At 63.6% G+C, this 16,057-nt stretch carries 17 protein-coding genes; 16 read left to right on the top strand and 1 reads right to left on the bottom strand.

Annotation, left to right across the window (positions count from 1 at the left end; genetic code table 11):
- Positions 1-5 precede the first annotated feature (5 nt).
- The 12 genes from rpsE (at position 6) to ACO06O_RS13825 (ending at position 10,021) form a co-directional block, all read left to right on the top strand.
- The gene (rpsE, locus tag ACO06O_RS13880) at positions 6-620 is read left to right on the top strand and encodes a 30S ribosomal protein S5 (RefSeq protein ID WP_420419569.1); all 615 of its coding nucleotides are present in this window, start codon (positions 6-8) and stop codon (positions 618-620) included.
- Positions 613-807 (top strand): 50S ribosomal protein L30, encoded by a 195-nt coding sequence (rpmD, locus tag ACO06O_RS13875; protein ID WP_420419570.1) that lies wholly within the window; start codon positions 613-615, stop codon positions 805-807. The genes rpsE and rpmD overlap by 8 nt, the downstream gene beginning before the upstream one ends.
- Before the next feature lie 56 nt (positions 808-863).
- Entirely contained in the window at positions 864-1,403 is a 540-nt protein-coding gene (rplO, locus tag ACO06O_RS13870) for a 50S ribosomal protein L15 (RefSeq protein WP_420419571.1), read from the top strand.
- A 161-nt stretch (positions 1,404-1,564) separates the two neighbouring features.
- Positions 1,565-2,917 carry a preprotein translocase subunit SecY gene (secY, locus tag ACO06O_RS13865; RefSeq protein ID WP_421880789.1) on the top strand — a complete coding sequence of 451 codons (1,353 nt, stop codon included), beginning with the start codon at positions 1,565-1,567 and terminating at the stop codon, positions 2,915-2,917.
- Positions 2,914-3,558 carry an adenylate kinase gene (locus ACO06O_RS13860; protein ID WP_421880786.1) on the top strand — a complete coding sequence of 215 codons (645 nt, stop codon included), beginning with the start codon at positions 2,914-2,916 and terminating at the stop codon, positions 3,556-3,558. Before secY ends, ACO06O_RS13860 begins: the two co-directional genes overlap by 4 nt.
- Before the next feature lie 310 nt (positions 3,559-3,868).
- Entirely contained in the window at positions 3,869-4,237 is a 369-nt protein-coding gene (rpsM, locus tag ACO06O_RS13855) for a 30S ribosomal protein S13 (protein ID WP_420419574.1), read from the top strand.
- 73 nt (positions 4,238-4,310) lie between these two features.
- On the top strand, positions 4,311-4,697 hold the full coding sequence (rpsK, locus tag ACO06O_RS13850; protein ID WP_420419575.1) for a 30S ribosomal protein S11: 387 nt from the start codon (positions 4,311-4,313) through the stop codon (positions 4,695-4,697).
- Between the two features lie 128 nt (positions 4,698-4,825).
- Positions 4,826-5,860 carry a DNA-directed RNA polymerase subunit alpha gene (locus ACO06O_RS13845; RefSeq protein ID WP_420419576.1) on the top strand — a complete coding sequence of 345 codons (1,035 nt, stop codon included), beginning with the start codon at positions 4,826-4,828 and terminating at the stop codon, positions 5,858-5,860.
- A gap of 96 nt (positions 5,861-5,956) precedes the next feature.
- On the top strand, positions 5,957-6,376 hold the full coding sequence (gene rplQ / locus ACO06O_RS13840; protein ID WP_420419577.1) for a 50S ribosomal protein L17: 420 nt from the start codon (positions 5,957-5,959) through the stop codon (positions 6,374-6,376).
- Positions 6,377-6,518: 142 nt separating this feature from the next.
- Positions 6,519-7,925 (top strand): Do family serine endopeptidase, encoded by a 1,407-nt coding sequence (locus ACO06O_RS13835; RefSeq protein ID WP_421880782.1) that lies wholly within the window; start codon positions 6,519-6,521, stop codon positions 7,923-7,925.
- Between the two features lie 2 nt (positions 7,926-7,927).
- Positions 7,928-9,256, top strand: coding sequence for a replication-associated recombination protein A (locus tag ACO06O_RS13830; RefSeq protein WP_421880779.1), 1,329 nt, complete (start codon positions 7,928-7,930; stop codon positions 9,254-9,256).
- A 12-nt stretch (positions 9,257-9,268) separates the two neighbouring features.
- Entirely contained in the window at positions 9,269-10,021 is a 753-nt protein-coding gene (locus ACO06O_RS13825; protein ID WP_421880776.1) for a TerC family protein, read from the top strand.
- A 13-nt stretch (positions 10,022-10,034) separates the two neighbouring features.
- Here the strand turns inward: ACO06O_RS13825 and ACO06O_RS13820 are convergent, their stop codons facing one another.
- Positions 10,035-10,577 (bottom strand): PAS domain-containing protein, encoded by a 543-nt coding sequence (locus ACO06O_RS13820; RefSeq protein WP_421880774.1) that lies wholly within the window; start codon positions 10,575-10,577, stop codon positions 10,035-10,037.
- Positions 10,578-10,765: 188 nt separating this feature from the next.
- On the opposite strand from ACO06O_RS13820, the gene crcB reads away from it, so the two are divergent.
- Genes crcB through ACO06O_RS13800 form a run of 4 tightly spaced genes read left to right on the top strand, consistent with a single transcriptional unit; the run spans position 10,766 to position 16,009 of the window.
- Positions 10,766-11,146, top strand: a complete 381-nt coding sequence (crcB, locus tag ACO06O_RS13815) for a fluoride efflux transporter CrcB (RefSeq protein ID WP_421880771.1) — start codon at positions 10,766-10,768, stop codon at positions 11,144-11,146.
- Positions 11,143-12,135: a pseudouridine synthase gene (locus tag ACO06O_RS13810; protein WP_420419583.1), complete on the top strand. Its 993-nt coding sequence runs from the start codon at positions 11,143-11,145 to the stop codon at positions 12,133-12,135. The genes crcB and ACO06O_RS13810 overlap by 4 nt, the downstream gene beginning before the upstream one ends.
- Positions 12,136-12,137: 2 nt before the next feature.
- A complete protein-coding gene (locus ACO06O_RS13805) occupies positions 12,138-12,815 on the top strand; it encodes an HAD-IA family hydrolase (protein WP_421880768.1) in 678 nt (225 codons plus the stop codon).
- Positions 12,815-16,009: an AsmA family protein gene (locus tag ACO06O_RS13800; protein ID WP_421880764.1), complete on the top strand. Its 3,195-nt coding sequence runs from the start codon at positions 12,815-12,817 to the stop codon at positions 16,007-16,009. The genes ACO06O_RS13805 and ACO06O_RS13800 overlap by 1 nt, the downstream gene beginning before the upstream one ends.
- Positions 16,010-16,057: the final 48 nt, after the last annotated feature.

Here is a 16,057-nt window from a genome sequence, read left to right as displayed (position 1 = left end):
TTGATATGGCACAAGGACCCAGAGAAGACCGGGGCGGCCGTGGCCGCGGGCGTGATCGCGACAACCGCGACAACCGCGACAGCAACGAACCGGAACTGACCGAAAAGCTGGTCGCGATCAATCGCGTCGCCAAGGTCGTTAAGGGTGGCCGTCGCTTCGGTTTCGCGGCGTTGGTAATCGTCGGTGACGGCCGTGGCCGCGTCGGCTTCGGATCGGGGAAGGCGCGCGAAGTGCCGGAAGCCATCCGCAAGGCGACGGACCAGGCCCGCAAGACGATGATCCGCGTCCCGCTGCGCGAAGGCCGCACGCTGCACCATGACATTCGCGGTCGCTTCGGCGCCGGTAAGGTCATGATGCGTGCCGCCCCTCCGGGCACGGGTATCATCGCGGGCGGTCCGACCCGTGCGGTGTTCGAGGCGCTTGGCGTCCAGGACGTCGTCGCGAAGTCGGTCGGCACGTCGAACCCGTACAACATGATCAAAGCCGCGTTCGACGGCCTGAAGAACAGCAACTCGCCGCGCATGGTCGCGACGCGTCGCGGTCTGAAGGTTGCCGAGCTGGTCGGTCGCCGCGATGACGGCGTCGACAACAGCGCCCAGGAGGCCCTGAGCAATGGCTGATAAGAAAACCGTCACCATTCGGCAGACCGGTAGCCCGATCCGCCGCCCGAAAGAGCAGCGCGACACGCTGATCGGTCTGGGTTTGAACAAGATGGGCCGGGTCCGCACGCTGGAAGATACCCCGGCGGTTCGCGGGATGATCCGCAAGGTCCATCACATGGTGGAAATCGTCGAGGAGTCGAAGTAACCGCGGCTTAAGCCGGCGGCCTTCCCGCTTCTCTCAATCGTTTGAGGATGAGTGCTATGAAACTCAACGAACTCGCCGACAAAGACGGTGCCCGCAAGGATCGCACCCGAGTCGGCCGTGGTGCCGGATCCGGCAAAGGCAAGACCGGCGGCCGCGGCGTGAAAGGTCAGAAGTCGCGGACGGGCGTGTCGATCGCGGGCTTCGAAGGCGGTCAAATGCCGCTGTACCGCCGCCTGCCGAAGCGCGGCTTCAATAACCCGACCCGCAAGGATTTCGTCGAGGTCAATCTGGGCCGTGTCCAGAAAGCGATCGACGCGAAGAAGCTGGACGCCGGTAAGCCGGTCGACGGCGAGGCCCTGGTGGCCGCGGGCGTGATCAGCCGGGTGCGCGACGGTGTGCGCCTGCTGGCAAAGGGCGAACTGTCCGCCAAGGTTGCCTTCTCGGTCGCCGGCGCCTCCAAGGCTGCCGTCGAAGCCGTCGAGAAGGCCGGCGGTTCGGTGACCCTGCCGGCACCGGTCGAAAAGGTCGAAGGCAAGCGCGTCGCCCGCCGCAAGGAAGCGGCCGCGAAGCGTGCCGCCCGCCTGGCCGGCGAGTAATCGCGTGACCGGCCGGAACGGGTCGGAGAGTTAAGCGCGCGGGTAGGGGCGACAGGCGACATTCTGTCCTTTCGCCCCTCCCGCGCGTTTCCTATATAACACCAACCTTGATAGATCGGCCGGGCAGCTTTCCAGCCTGGCCCTGAGGACAGGACGGACCCATGGCTTCAGCCGCGGAACAACTGGCAGCGAACTTCAATTTCGGCTCGATCGCCAAGGCGACGGAACTGAAACAGCGGCTTTGGTTTACGCTGGGCGCGCTGATCGTCTATCGCATCGGGACCTATATCCCGCTGCCGGGCATCGATCCCCTGGTCCTGTCGGACATTTTTGAACAGCAGCGCGGCGGCGTGCTGGACATGGTCAACGCCTTCGCCGGCGGTGCCATCGGCCGCATGGCGATCTTCGCGCTGAACATCATGCCGTATATCTCGGCCTCCATCATCATGCAGCTCCTGACAGCCGTCTTCCCGACGCTGGAGCAGCTGAAGAAGGAAGGCGAAAGCGGCCGCAAGAAGATCAACCAGTATACTCGCTACCTGACGGTCGTCCTGGCCGCGGTGCAGGGTTATGGGATCGCGGTCGGCCTGGAGGGGCTCAATACCTCCGCCGGGTCCAGCGCGGTGATCGAGCCGGGCTGGTACTTCCGCGCCACCGCCGTGATCACCCTGGTCGGCGGGACCGTCTTCCTGATGTGGCTGGGCGAGCAGATTACCCAGCGCGGCGTCGGCAACGGGATTTCCCTGATCATCTTCGCGGGCATCGTTGCCGAATTCCCGGCCGCACTGGCTGCCACGTTCGAACTGGGCCGCAGCGGTCAGCTGTCGACCCCGATCCTGCTCGGCTTCCTGCTGCTGGCGATGGCGGTGATCGTCTTCATCGTCTTCGTGGAACGCGCCCAGCGCCGGATCCTGGTGCAATATCCAAAGCGCCAGATGGGGAACAAGATGTATGGCGGGGATACGTCTCACCTGCCGTTGAAGCTCAATACCGCCGGGGTTATTCCGCCGATCTTCGCCAGCTCCATCCTGCTGATGCCGCTGACGGTCGCCAACTTCTCCGGCCCGGGTGGCGCCGATGGTGGCCTGTTGGCCGAAATCTCGTCCTATCTGGGGCGCGGCCAGCCGATGTATCTGGCGATGTATATCGGCATGATCGTCTTCTTTGCCTTCTTCTACACGGCGGTCGTCTTCAATCCGCAGGACACGGCGGACAATCTGAAGCGCAATGGCGGCTTCGTGCCCGGCATCCGTCCCGGCAAGAACACGGCCGACTATCTGGATTATGTGCTGACGCGGTTGACGGTCGTCGGGGCGGCCTATCTGGCCCTGGTCTGTCTGTTGCCGGAACTGTTGATCAGCCAGTTCGCGGTCCCGTTCTATCTCGGCGGCACGACGCTCTTGATCGTTGTCACCGTCACGATGGACACCGTTACGCAGATTCAGAGCCATCTGATCGCCCACCAGTATGAAGGGCTGATCAAGAAGGCCAAATTGAGGGGGAAGAAGCGATGAACATCATTCTGCTCGGCCCGCCGGGCGCCGGTAAAGGAACCCAGGCGAAGCGACTCGAAGAATCGCGCGGCCTGGTCCAGCTTTCGACCGGCGACATGCTGCGCGCCGAAGTGCAGAGCGGCAGCCCGCTCGGCAAGGAAGCCAAGGCGGTCATGGAAGCCGGGCAGTTGGTGTCGGATGAACTGGTCATCGGGATCATCGCCAACCGGATCGATCAGCCGGACTGCAAGAACGGCTTCATCCTCGACGGATTCCCGCGCACCGTGGCCCAGGCCGAGGCGCTGGACGCGATGCTGTCGGACAAGGGCATGCAACTGCATGCCGTAATCGAAATGGAAGTCGACGACGCGGCCCTGACGGAACGCATTACGGGACGCTATACCTGCGCCAAATGCGGTCAGGGCTATCACGATTCCTTCCAGAAGCCGGCCACGGACGGCACGTGCGACAAGTGCGGTTCGACCGAGTTCAAGCGCCGCGCCGACGACAATGCCGAAACCGTCACCTCGCGCCTTGCCGCCTATCACGATCAGACGGCCCCCATCCTGCCCTACTATCGGGACAAGGGGATGCTGAAGAAGGTCGACGGCATGGCCGAAATCGACGAAGTAACCCGGCAGATCGAAGGCGCGCTGGGCTGAATCGCCCGGCAGCGCCGCATCGTCGGAAAAAACACAGAAACCGGGCATTTTCCGGCTTCTGCTGCGTTGACAAGCAGGCGCTTTTGCCTATACTCCGCGCGCTTCGCAGGGTGGAGCAAGCGGAAGCGCTTGAAAAATAAGCGACTTCGGGGTTGGCGCTTCAATACCAATCCCAGTTACGGGTCGATTGAGCCGCATGGGGATGTCCCAGAGGATATTCCGAGGCGAAGCCGATCCGACCGGAACGAGATGGATCGATGGACGGAGGCGTCAATGACGTCTCCTAAACACGTTTGAAGGAGTACGCGACGTGGCACGTATCGCCGGCGTTAACATTCCGACCAATAAGCGGGTGCTGGTCGCGCTGACCTACATCACGGGGATCGGTCGCACCAAATCCCAGGAAATCCTGGCCGCGTGCAACGTCGAGCCGACGACGCGCGTGAACGAGCTGGGTGAAGACGAGCTGGCTCGCATTCGCGAAGTCATCGACCGCGACCATACGGTCGAAGGCGACCTGCGCCGCGAAGTCGCGATGAACATCAAGCGTCTGATGGACCTCGGGTGCTACCGTGGTCTGCGTCACCGCAAGGGCCTGCCGGTCCGTGGTCAGCGCACGCACACCAACGCGCGCACCCGCAAGGGCCCGGCCAAGGCGATCGCCGGTAAGAAGAAGTAATTCCGACCGCCCGTGACGGGCGGTCCGGCGCGCGGCATCGATTCGCGCGGCAAGACGAAGGACGAAAGAGACAATGGCTAAGGCTCCTGTTCGCAAGCGTAAGGAACGGAAGAATATCGCGTCGGGCATCGCCCATGTGAATTCCACGTTCAACAACACGATGATCACCATTACCGACGTCCAGGGGAATGCGATCTCCTGGTCCTCCGCCGGTTCTAAGGGCTTCAAGGGCAGCCGTAAGTCGACGCCGTTCGCGGCGCAGATGGCCGCCGAAGAAGCCGGTGCGAAGGCTCAGGATCACGGCGTGAAGACGCTGGAAGTCAACGTCAAGGGTCCGGGTTCGGGACGTGAATCGGCCCTGCGCGCGCTGCAGTCCGTCGGCTTCCAGATCACCGCGATCCGCGACGTGACGCCGATCCCGCATAACGGCTGCCGTCCGCGCAAACGCCGTCGGGTCTGACCGATTTCTCGGGGCGGCCGTCCGGTTTCACCGACGGCCCGCCGCCAGCGACCAAGGCGGACGGCGCCATTCAGCGCCGTTTTCTTCGCCCGGTCCCACGCTTACTTAAGCTATGAGGCGAGAACCAAATGAGTGATATTGCCGCGAACGCCCAGAAAAACTGGCAGGCCCTGATTAAGCCGAAGAAGCTGGAAGTCAGCCCCGGCTACGATCCGCGCCGCATCGCCAATGTCGTCGCCGAGCCGCTGGAGCGTGGTTTCGGCCTGACGCTGGGCAACGCGCTGCGCCGGGTACTGCTGAGCTCTCTGCAGGGCGCGGCCGTGACCTCGATCCAGATCGACGGCGTGCTGCACGAATTCTCGTCGATCCCGGGTGTCCGCGAAGACGTCACCGACATCGTCCTGAACGTGAAGGCCCTGGCCCTGCGCATGCACGGCGAAGGCCCGAAGAAGATGCGCCTGTCCTGCGAAGGTCCGTGCGAAGCGACCGCCGGCATGATCGAAACCGGCCATGACATCGAAGTCATGAACCCGGATCTGGTCCTGTGCACGCTGGACAGCGGCGCGAAGCTGAACATCGAATTCACGGTCGACAACGGCATGGGCTATGTCCCGGCGACTCAGAACCGCCCGGAAGACGCGCCGATCGGCCTGATCCCGGTCGACTCGGTCTTCAGCCCGGTCCGCAAGGTCTCCTACAAGGTGGAAAACACCCGCGTCGGCCAGGTCACGGACTATGACAAGCTGTCCATGGCCCTGGAAACCAACGGTGCCGTGACCCCGGAAGACGCCGTGGCGCTCGCCGCCCGCGTCCTGCAGGACCAGCTCCAGATATTTATCAATTTCGAAGAGCCGGAAGTCCGCACCGAGGAAGACCGCCCGTCGGAACTGCCGTTCAACAAGAACCTGCTGCGCAAGGTGGACGAACTGGAACTGTCCGTCCGCTCGGCCAACTGCCTGAAGAACGACAACATCGTCTATATCGGCGATCTGGTTCAGAAGACGGAATCCGAAATGCTGCGCACGCCGAACTTCGGCCGCAAGTCGCTGAACGAGATCAAGGAAGTTCTCGGTCAGATGGGCCTGTCGCTCGGCATGGAAATCACCAATTGGCCGCCCGACAACATCGAAGACCTGGCCAAGAAGCTGGAAGAACCCTTCTAAGAAGGCCTTCCGCGTTTCGTCCCCCGCCGGCTGTAGCCTTGAGCGACCGGCGGAGACGCATCTCAAACCACTGTTACCTATGGAAGGACGAGTACGATGCGGCATTTGAACAAGGGGCGTAAGCTCAACCGTACGGCCGAACACCGCAAGGCGATGTTCGCCAACATGGCCAACGCGCTGATCAAGCACGAACAGATCGTGACGACGCTGCCGAAGGCGAAAGAACTGAAGCGCGTCGCCGACAAGCTGATCACCCTGGGCAAGAAGGGCGGCCTGCACCGCCGCCGTCAGGCCTATTCGCAGCTGCGCGACGATGCCATGGTCAAGAAGCTGTTCGACGAGCTGGGCCCGCGTTACGAAGCGCGCCCGGGCGGCTATACCCGCGTCCTGAAGGCCGGGTTCCGCTATGGCGACAGCGCCCCGATGGCGGTCATCGAACTGGTCGACCGTGACGAGAGCGCCAAAGGCCAGGACAGCGGCCCGACCCAGGAAGTCGAAGCTGCCGCGGAAGAATAATCCGCGACACCACTGAATGTTACGGCAAAGGCGGCGCCCACTCGGCGCCGCCTTTTTCGTTTGCGCGGACCGCAGGGCCAAAGAGTTGAGTTAGGCATGCTGACGTCTTTCAAACGGGGGCCGCGCTTCCTACACTAAGGGGATGACGATACGCTCCCTTTCAGCCTTCGGGCTCGCCGTTCTGATGGGTGTTGCCGCGGGCCTGCCCGCCGCCGCTCAGCAGGTGCCGCAAAGCCGTGAACAGATCACGCTCAGCTACGCGCCCCTGGTCGAACAGGTCGCGCCGGCCGTCGTGAACATCTATGCGACGAAAGTGGTGGAGACGGCGCGGTTCCGCAGCCCGCTGTTCAATGACCCGTTCTTTCAGCGCTTCTTTGGCGACAATTTCGGCGGGACGCAGCGCCGGTCGGAAAACTCCCTCGGTTCGGGCGTGATCGCGACGGAAGACGGCCTGGTCGTCACCAACCATCACGTCATCGCGGATGCCGACGACATTCAGGTGATCCTGCGGGACCGGCGCGAGTTTCAGGCGGAACTGATCCTGTCGGACGAGCGCACAGACCTTGCAATTCTGAAACTGACCAATCCGCAGGGCGATCTGCCGGTCGTCACGCTGGGCGATTCCGATTCCGTCGCCGTCGGCGACCTCGTCCTGGCCATCGGCAACCCGTTCGGGGTCGGCCAGACAGTGACCAGCGGCATCGTGTCGGGCCTGGCGCGGACATCCGTCGATATTTCCGACTATCAATCCTTCATTCAGACCGACGCGGCGATCAACCCGGGCAATTCCGGCGGCGCGCTGGTGGCGATGGACGGGCGTCTGATTGGGATCAACACGGCGATCTTCTCCGGCAGCGGCGGATCCCATGGCATCGGCTTCGCCATTCCCTCCAATATGGTCGCCGCCGTCCTGCGCAGCGCCGCCTCGGGCGAGACGTTGATTCGACCGTGGCTTGGCTTCACCGGACGGGCGGTCGATTGGGACATCGCCGCGGCATTGGGCATGGACCGGCCGCATGGCGTGATCGTGGAACAGGTCCGTGCGGACGGGCCGGCGGAGGCGGCCGATCTGCGCGGCGGCGACATCGTGACAGAAGTGGACGGCAAACCGGTCGAGGATATCAAGAACCTGCGGTTCCGCGCGGCCACGAAGGGCGTCGGCGAGACGGTGGAGCTGACGGTGATCCGGGAGGGCACGGTGCTGACCCGGGACTTCGCCCTGGTCGCCCCGCCGGAAATCCCGCCGCGCGAACCGATCACCATTCGCCGCAACGCGCCCTTTGCCGGCGCGGTCTTCCTGAACCTGTCGCCGGCCGTGACGGAGGAGTTGGGCCTGCCGCGCGACCGCGACGGCGTCATGGCCGTGGAAATCGCCAACGGATCGCCCGCGGCGCGGCTGGGCCTGAAACCGGGCGACATCCTGAGTGCGATCAACGGCTTCGAAATCAGGACGACCAAGGATATCGCCAGGGTCATGGAGGACCCGCCCTCGGTTTGGCGTCTGGTGATCGACCGGAACGGCGACCGGAAGACGGTCGAGGTCCGATAGGCATGGCCCCGCCCGCCTCCGGACCCGTGCCGGGCCTGTTCGAAGCCGATGCGCCGAGGCCGCTGGCCGACCGACTGCGGCCCCGGACTCTGGATGAGGTCGTCGGGCAGGACCATCTGATCGGGCCGGACGGGTCGTTGCGGCGGATGCTGGACAATGGCCGTCTTACGTCGCTGATCCTCTGGGGCGGTCCGGGATGCGGCAAGACCACGCTGGCACGCCTCCTGGCGGAGCGCAGCGGCTTGAAATTCGAACCGCTTTCCGCCGTCTTCTCTGGCGTCGCCGATCTGCGCAAGGTGTTCGACCGCGCGACGTCCCGCCGGCAGGCGGGGGAGGGCACGCTGCTTTTCGTCGACGAGATCCATCGCTTCAACCGCGCGCAGCAGGACGGGTTCCTGCCGGTGGTTGAGGACGGAACCATCGTTCTGATCGGCGCAACCACGGAAAATCCCAGTTTCGAATTGAATGCGGCCCTGCTGTCCCGCTGTCAGGTCTATGTGCTGAACCGGCTGGACGAAACCGCGTTGGGCCGCATGTTGGCGCGCGCGGAGGAGGCGGAGGGACGCGCCCTGCCGCTCGACGACGACGCGCGCACGGCCGTGATCGCCATGGCGGACGGGGACGGGCGCTATCTCCTGAACATGGCCGAGGCGCTGTTCGCGCTCGGCACGACCGAGAAGATGAACCCGGCCGGGCTGGCCGCTGCGGTACAGCGGCGCCTTCCGGTCTATGACAAGCATCAGGACAGCCATTTCAACCTGATCAGCGCATTACATAAATCCCTACGCGGATCGGATTGCGACGCGGCGCTCTATTGGTTCGGGCGCATTCTCGAAGGCGGTGAGGACCCGCTTTATGTCGCGCGCCGCCTGGTGCGTTTCGCCTATGAGGATATCGGTCTCGCCGATCCGCAAGCCGCGCATCAGGCGTTGATGGCCTGGGACACCTATGAACGCCTGGGCAGCCCGGAGGGCGAATTGGCCTTGGCGCAGGCGGTGATCTATCTGGCGACAGCGCCGAAGTCGAACGCCGCTTATGGCGCCTACAAATCGGCGCGGCGGACGGCGAAGGAAACCGGCTCGCTGATGCCGCCGAAACATATCCTGAATGCACCGACCCGCCTGATGAAGGACCAGGGTTACGGCAAGGATTACGCCTATGATCACGACGCGCCGGACGGTTTCTCGGGACAGAACTACTTCCCGGAGAACATGTCCCGGGCGAAACTGTATCAGCCGGTGGAGCGCGGGTTCGAACGCGAGATCCGGAAGCGGTTGGAATATTGGGACGGTCTGAGAAAGAAACGCCGGCAGGCCGAAATCGAGGAATAGGGGACGCCCGAGATGGATATCATGACGCTGGCCGCCAGTCCGGAGGCCTGGATTGCCCTGTTGACGTTGATCGTGATGGAAGTCGTCCTGGGCATCGACAATCTGGTCTTCATCTCGGTCCTGACCAACAAACTGCCGGAGGCCGAGCGCCCCCGCGCGCGCCGGGTCGGGATCGGGGCGGCCCTGATCATGCGGCTATGCCTGTTGAGCCTGCTGTTCGTGCTGGTCGGACTGACCAAGCCGGTTCTGACCGTCTTCACGCTGGATTTCTCATGGCGCGACCTGATCCTGATCGCCGGCGGTCTGTTCCTGGTCTGGAAGGCGACGATGGAAATCCATCACCATGTCGATCCCGGCGAGGAGGAAGAAAAGCCGTCGACCGGGGGCAAGATCGGTTTCGGTCTTGCCATCGTTCAGATCCTGCTGCTCGACATCGTCTTTTCCGTCGACAGCATCCTCACGGCGGTCGGCATGACGCCGCATCTGCCGATTATGATCTGCGCGGTCATCGTCTCGGTGCTTGTGATGCTTGTGGCCAGCGGTCCCCTTGCCCGGTTCATCGAACGCAACCCGACCGTGGTCATGCTGGCACTCAGCTTCCTCCTGATGATCGGCATGATGCTGATCGCGGAAGGCTTCGGCGCGCATGTGCCGAAGGGCTATGTCTATGCCGCGATGGCCTTCTCCGGCCTGGTCGAGGTGCTGAACATGCTCGCGCGCCGTGCCCGGCGGCTTCGGAAGGAGACCGAGGGCGGCGCGGGTTAGAACGGTTACCGTTCTAGTCGTTGATTGAAATTCGGAACTGCTCGGCCTCGGCGGAGCCGATCGGCCAGTCCGGGCGGTAGCGCGCAGTCAGATCGACCATCGGATTGCGGCTGGCGATGAAGACCAGGACGTTCATCATCATCGTTATACGGCCGTCCTTGCCCAGCGGCAGGATCGCCTCCTCCACGCCGCGCACCTCCGGCACGGGGCCGTAATAGCCCAGATAGTCGACATGCGGTTCGCCGGTCCGGACGACCTGTTCCAGTGCATTCCAGATGCCCGACCCCGGGCCCTTCTGGGGAATGTCGCGATGCCGCTTGCCGGTATAGGAGCCGCTGACATGACGGTCGACATAGGTGCCGATCAGGCGAAACCGGAAATCCAGCGGGTCATGCTCGACATCGATCAGGATGATATGCGGGATGATCCCAGGGATATCGATCGGGTCGATATCCTCGCGGCTGGGCATCGGCCTGTCACCCCGCTTGCGGTTCCAATAGGTATAGGCCTCTTGGATAACAGGGTGCAGATTGCCGATGTGATTGCTTCGGACCATGGGCTTCCCAAACATCGGATTTGGATCATGTTCGAGGGAACCGCGGAAATCCGCGATTGCGAAGCGCCTTTCTGGCCGCGGGCCGCATGCTAGCCCATTCAATTCGGTTTGAATAGGCGCTAATCCTGCCCAATGTTCCGTCCGGCGGCACTTGCATCCGGCCCTGCCCGGACGCATAACCTCATTCCATGAATGCGGTACTTGCCATCGCCGCCGGCGGCGCCCTCGGGGCCTTGGCCCGGCATTATTTCGCGGACCAGGTGATGCGCTGGACGGCGGGTGGGTTCCCTTGGGGAATCTTCGCCGTGAACGTTCTGGGCAGTATCCTCACGGGCGTCGCGATCCACGCCCTGACCCATATATCGGAACCCATGCCCGGATTGCGTGCCTTCCTGACCGTCGGGTTTCTGGGGGCGTTCACAACCTTTTCGACTTATGCACTGGACGTCGTGCTGCTGATCGAGCGCGGGCAGATGGCGCTGGCAGCGGCCTATGCGCTGGGATCGGCGGTCTTGGCGGTTCTTGGCCTTATCGGCGGCATTGCGTTCGCCAGGATGGTACTGGGATGAGTGGTGTGCAGACCTTGGAGGTCCGTCCGGAAGAAGAGGGCATGCGCCTGGACCGGTGGATCAAGACGCGCTGTCCGGATATGCCGCATAGCCGCATGCAGAAGGCGCTGCGCAAGGGCGAAATTCGGCTGGATGGCGGTCGGGCCAAGACAGATGCACGGGTTGCCGCCGGACAGTCCGTCCGGATTCCGCCCTATGATGCCGCGCCGCCCCCGGGGCAGCGCCCGCCCAAGGGGCCGGATCCGCGCGATGAGGCTTTCGTCCGCAAACTGGTCATCTTCCGCAACGCCGCCATTCTGGGCTTGGACAAGCCGCCGGGACTGGCGGTGCAGGGCGGCAGCAAGACGGACCGGCATCTGGACGGCATGCTGGAATTCCTGACCTTCGACGCGCAGGAGAAGCCGCGCCTGGTCCACCGTCTGGACAAGGATACCAGCGGCGTGATGCTGCTGGCCCGGGACCGGGAAACGGCGACGGAACTGGGGCGTGCCCTGAAGGGCCGTCAGATGCAGAAGATCTATTGGGCGATCACGGCCGGTGTGCCGGATCCGGAACAGGGCACGATCCGTATTCCCCTGTCCAAGCAGGGTGGCGCTGGGGGCGAGCGGGTCGTCGCCGATCCGGATGAAGGGCAATCGGCGGTGACCGAATTCCGCGTCATGGAACGGGCGGCACGGAAGGCGGCGCTGGTCGCCCTATGGCCCCGCACCGGCCGGACGCATCAAATCCGCGCCCATTTGGCGGCGATCGGCACGCCGGTCCTCGGCGACGGCAAATATGGCGGCAAGGATGCGTTCCTGCCCGGTGACGAGCTTCCCAAGGGCCTGCATCTACATGCGCGCTCGCTTACCTTGCCGCCCGGCGTGCCTGGGGCCGGGGCGCGGATCGTCGCCCAGCCGCCGCCACATTTTCGTAAGACACTGTCCCTCTTCGAATTCGAAACCGGGGGCCCGGATTTCGACGATCCCTTCGCCGAATTGACGGAGTGACCATGACAACGCCGAGGCTCATCGTTTTCGATTGCGACGGGACCCTGGTGGACAGCGGGCATATCATCGTATCGACCTTGTCGGCGGCCTGGCGCGCCGAAGGGATGGAGCCGCCGGACCCGGACCTGATGCGCCACCAGATCGGCCTTCCGCTGGTCGAGGCGATCGCGAATCTGGCGCCGCATGCCGGTCGTGCCCTGCACGAGAAGCTGGCGGAAAACTACAAGTCGGTGTTCGTCGGCGGCCGGGAAGTCGGCGCTCATGAGGAGCCGCTTTATGAAGATTGTGCCACAATCCTCGCATCCTTGGCGTCTGAGGAGCGTTATCTGCTAGGGGTCGCGACCGGTAAGGGCCGGCGCGGTCTGGGGCATACATTGACCCGCCACGGTATCGGTCACCATTTCGCGGTTCTGAAAACGGCCGATGACGGGCCGGGAAAACCGAACCCGGACATCTTGATTGACGCGATGGACGAGTTAGGTGTTAAGCCCTGGCATACGGTCATGATCGGCGATACGGTATTTGACGTGACGATGGCGGTCCGGGCCGGTGCCCATGCGATAGGGGTTTCCTGGGGCTATCACCCGCCCGCCGAACTGCGAAAAGCGGGTGCCCGCGTTGTTGCCGAACGCTTCGCTGAAATTCCCGGCCTTCTGCAAACGATATGGAGCGATGAGTAATGCGTCGAATTCTGAAAATTGTAGGCGGAATCCTGGCCGGCGTGGTCGTTCTCGTGGTCGGCGCCGTCGTCTACATCCTGAATGTCGACCTCAACGCCTGGAAACCTGAAATCCAGGAAGCGGTTCAGGATTCCACCGGCCGTCTGTTGGTGATCAATGGCCCGATCGAATTCGAATTGGGGTCCGACACCCTCTTGAAGGCCAGCGACATCACCCTGACGAATGCGGAATGGGGCTCGCGGCCGCAAATGGTCGAGGTCGGCTCCGTCGATATCGAACTGAAACTGTTCTCGCTGCTGGGCGACACGCCGGACATTACCCGCGTGCATGTCGACAATGTCCGCGCGATCGTCGAAACGAATGCGCAGGGCATGAGCAACACCGATTTCGGCACGGCCGCCGAGGAGGAAGAGCCGAAGACCTCCGGCGGCGACGCCGATCTGGTTCTGCCGATCATCCGCGATCTGCGCATCGCCGATGTCGAAGTCGTCATGAAAGACGGTGCCCAGAACACCGAACAGACCTTCCGTCTGACCGAACTGACGCTGGGCAGCGAGGCGGCCGACGCACCGCTGGCGCTCAATCTCGACGCGGCTTTCGACGATCTGGCCCTGATCATGACCGGGCAAATGGGCTCGCTTCAGTCGATGACCGACGCGGGTCAGCCGACCCCGGTCGATTTCGTCGGCAATCTGGCCGGCATCGACGTTTCCATCATCGGACAGATCCAGGATCTGGCCGGTCAGCAAGGCATCGACGTGACGATCAGCGCGCTGGGCCAGGAATTGGCCGATGCGGCCAAGATCGCCGGCATTCAGGTTCCCAGCCTGGGCGGGTTCAAGGTCGATGCGACCCTGAAAGGCAGCGGCGACGCGCTGTCGGTCGATCCGCTGGTCGTCGATATCGGCAAACCCGATGTCATTCATACCACCGTCAACGGCAAGATCGCCGACGCGCAGGGCCAGGAAGGGATTGAATTGGCGGTCGCGGTGAAGAGCACCGAAGTCGGCCGCCTGTCGCCGATCACGCGCGCCTTCGCCGGTCAGGACGTGCCGGATCTGGGGCCGCTGGACGTGAAGCTGAACGTTCTGGGCGGTCTGGAAGACGGGCTGCAGGTCTCCGGCCTGAATGCGCGTCTCGGCAAGGACGATCTGATCCTCGTCAATGCCGCGGGCGATATCCAGGACGTGATGCGTCAAAAGGGTATCGCGCTGAATATCGACGTGACCTCGCCGCAGATCGGCAATCTGACCCCGGTCGTGCAGCAGGTTGCGGGTCCGGATCAAAGCATCCCGCCGCTCGGCCCGATGAGCCTGAAGGTCGCCGTCAATGGCGGCATGGATTCGGGATTGGCGGCCGAGGGGCTGGACCTGACGCTGGGCGGGGCGGATACGTTGCTGCTGTCCGTCACGGGCGGCGTGGGCGATCTGTTGAAGCAGGATGCGATCGATCTGAACATCGCCGCGAAGTCGCCGGAACTGGGCAATCTTTCCGATATCGCCAAATCCTATTCCGGCCAGGGAATCCCGGATATCGGTCCGATGAACATGACCGCCAAAGTATCCGGCGGTATGGAATCCGGGCTGGGTCTGAACGATCTGGCGGTCGATTTCGGCCGGCCGGAAACCATCAAGGTCCAGGCCAATGGCGGGATTGCCAATCTGATGGCCCAGACCGGCGTCGACCTGACGGTCAAGGCGGTTTCGCCAGAAGTCGGTAACCTGTCGCCGCTGGTGGAGGCGTTCAGCGACGCTGCCGTCCCGGCGCTTGGACCGCTGGACATGTCCCTGCGCGTGGCCGGCGATGCGAACGGCACGATGTCGCTCAGCGAGCTAGCCCTGGCGCTCGGCAAGGCCGAAACCCTGCTGGTGGAGGCCAATGGTACCGTCGCGGATCTGGTCAAGATGTCCGGCGCGGATCTCGGCTTCAAAGTGGTCTCGCCCGATCTGTCGGTCCTGTCGGATGTCGCCGGAACGGATGTTCCGGCCATCGGACCTGTGGACATTTCCGGCCAGTTGAAGGGCGACGCCGGGGAACCGATGTCGCTGGAACCCTTCGCGGCCAAGATCGGCGACAGCGACATTTCCGGCACCGTGACCTTCGACGGGACCGGCGACGTGCCCAGCATTGTCGCGCGCCTGAACTCCGACCGTTTCGACCTCAAGGACGTCTCGCCGCCGTCTGAAGGCGGGCAAACCTCCTCCGGTGGGGGTGCCGCATCCGGCGGCGCGGCACAGCCGGATGACGGCAAGGTGATCCCGGCCGATCCGCTGCCGTTCGAAATGCTGTCCTCGATCAATGCCGATATTCAATACAAGGCGGGCACGCTGATCGCCGTGTCGCAATTGACCGATCTGGACGTGGCCATTTCGCTTCAGAACGGCAGTCTGACGGTCTCGCCCTTCAAGGCGGGCGTCGGTACCGGGTCGATCAGTGGCACGATCGCGCTGGACGGCAGCCAGGCGGAAGCGCCGCTGGCCATTGTTTTGAACGGCGACAAGATGGGGCTGGACGCGCTGCTGGCCGGTTCCGGCATGGCGGAGAAAGTTGAAGGCCCGCTGGATCTGACCATCGACCTCAAAGGGGCCGGTAACAATCCGCGCGCCATCGCCGCGTCGCTGGACGGCAAATTCCAGATGAGCGTCTATGACAGCCGCGTGCTGAAAAAAGCGTTCGAAGATGCGTTCGGCGACCTGATTGCCAATATGCTTGCGTCGGAGGGCGGCTGGATCCTGCTCGACTGTGCGGTCTTCGATTATGATCTGACAAAGGGCTTGGCCGAGACGAAGGCCGGCTATACCGCGTCGGGTCCGGTCACGGTGACCACGCGGGGACAGATCAACCTGGGGACGGAGCAACTGGATCTGGCGGTGAAGCCGCGCGGCGCCGGCCTTGCGACCTTGCCGCTGCAGGTCTCGGGTTCCTTCACCAACCCGTCTGTCATCCCCGATCCGACCACGGTCGGCATCGGTATCCTGACCGGCGTGCTGACCGGCGGGATTGCCCCGGCGCTGCTGGCGGTGGTCGGCGATCTGCCGGAAGATCACCCCTGCCGCAAGGAAGTGGCGGAAAGCCAGGAACAGCTTGAGAATCAGCCTGAGGAATCCGGTGCCGCCACCAACCCGGTGGAAAACCCGGCCAAGGCGATCGAGGAAGGGATCGGCGGGGCCGTGAAGAACCTTTTCGGCAACTGATCCCGTCCCGGACTTGAGCAAAAGCCCCGGCTGTCCTAAGCAGCCGGG

The organism is Pacificispira sp. (assembly GCF_965228185.1).
GTDB lineage: Bacteria > Pseudomonadota > Alphaproteobacteria > UBA8366 > Aestuariispiraceae > Pacificispira.
The sequence above is the reverse complement of the archived record's forward strand: the minus strand, read 5'-3'. Positions and strand labels throughout refer to the sequence as shown.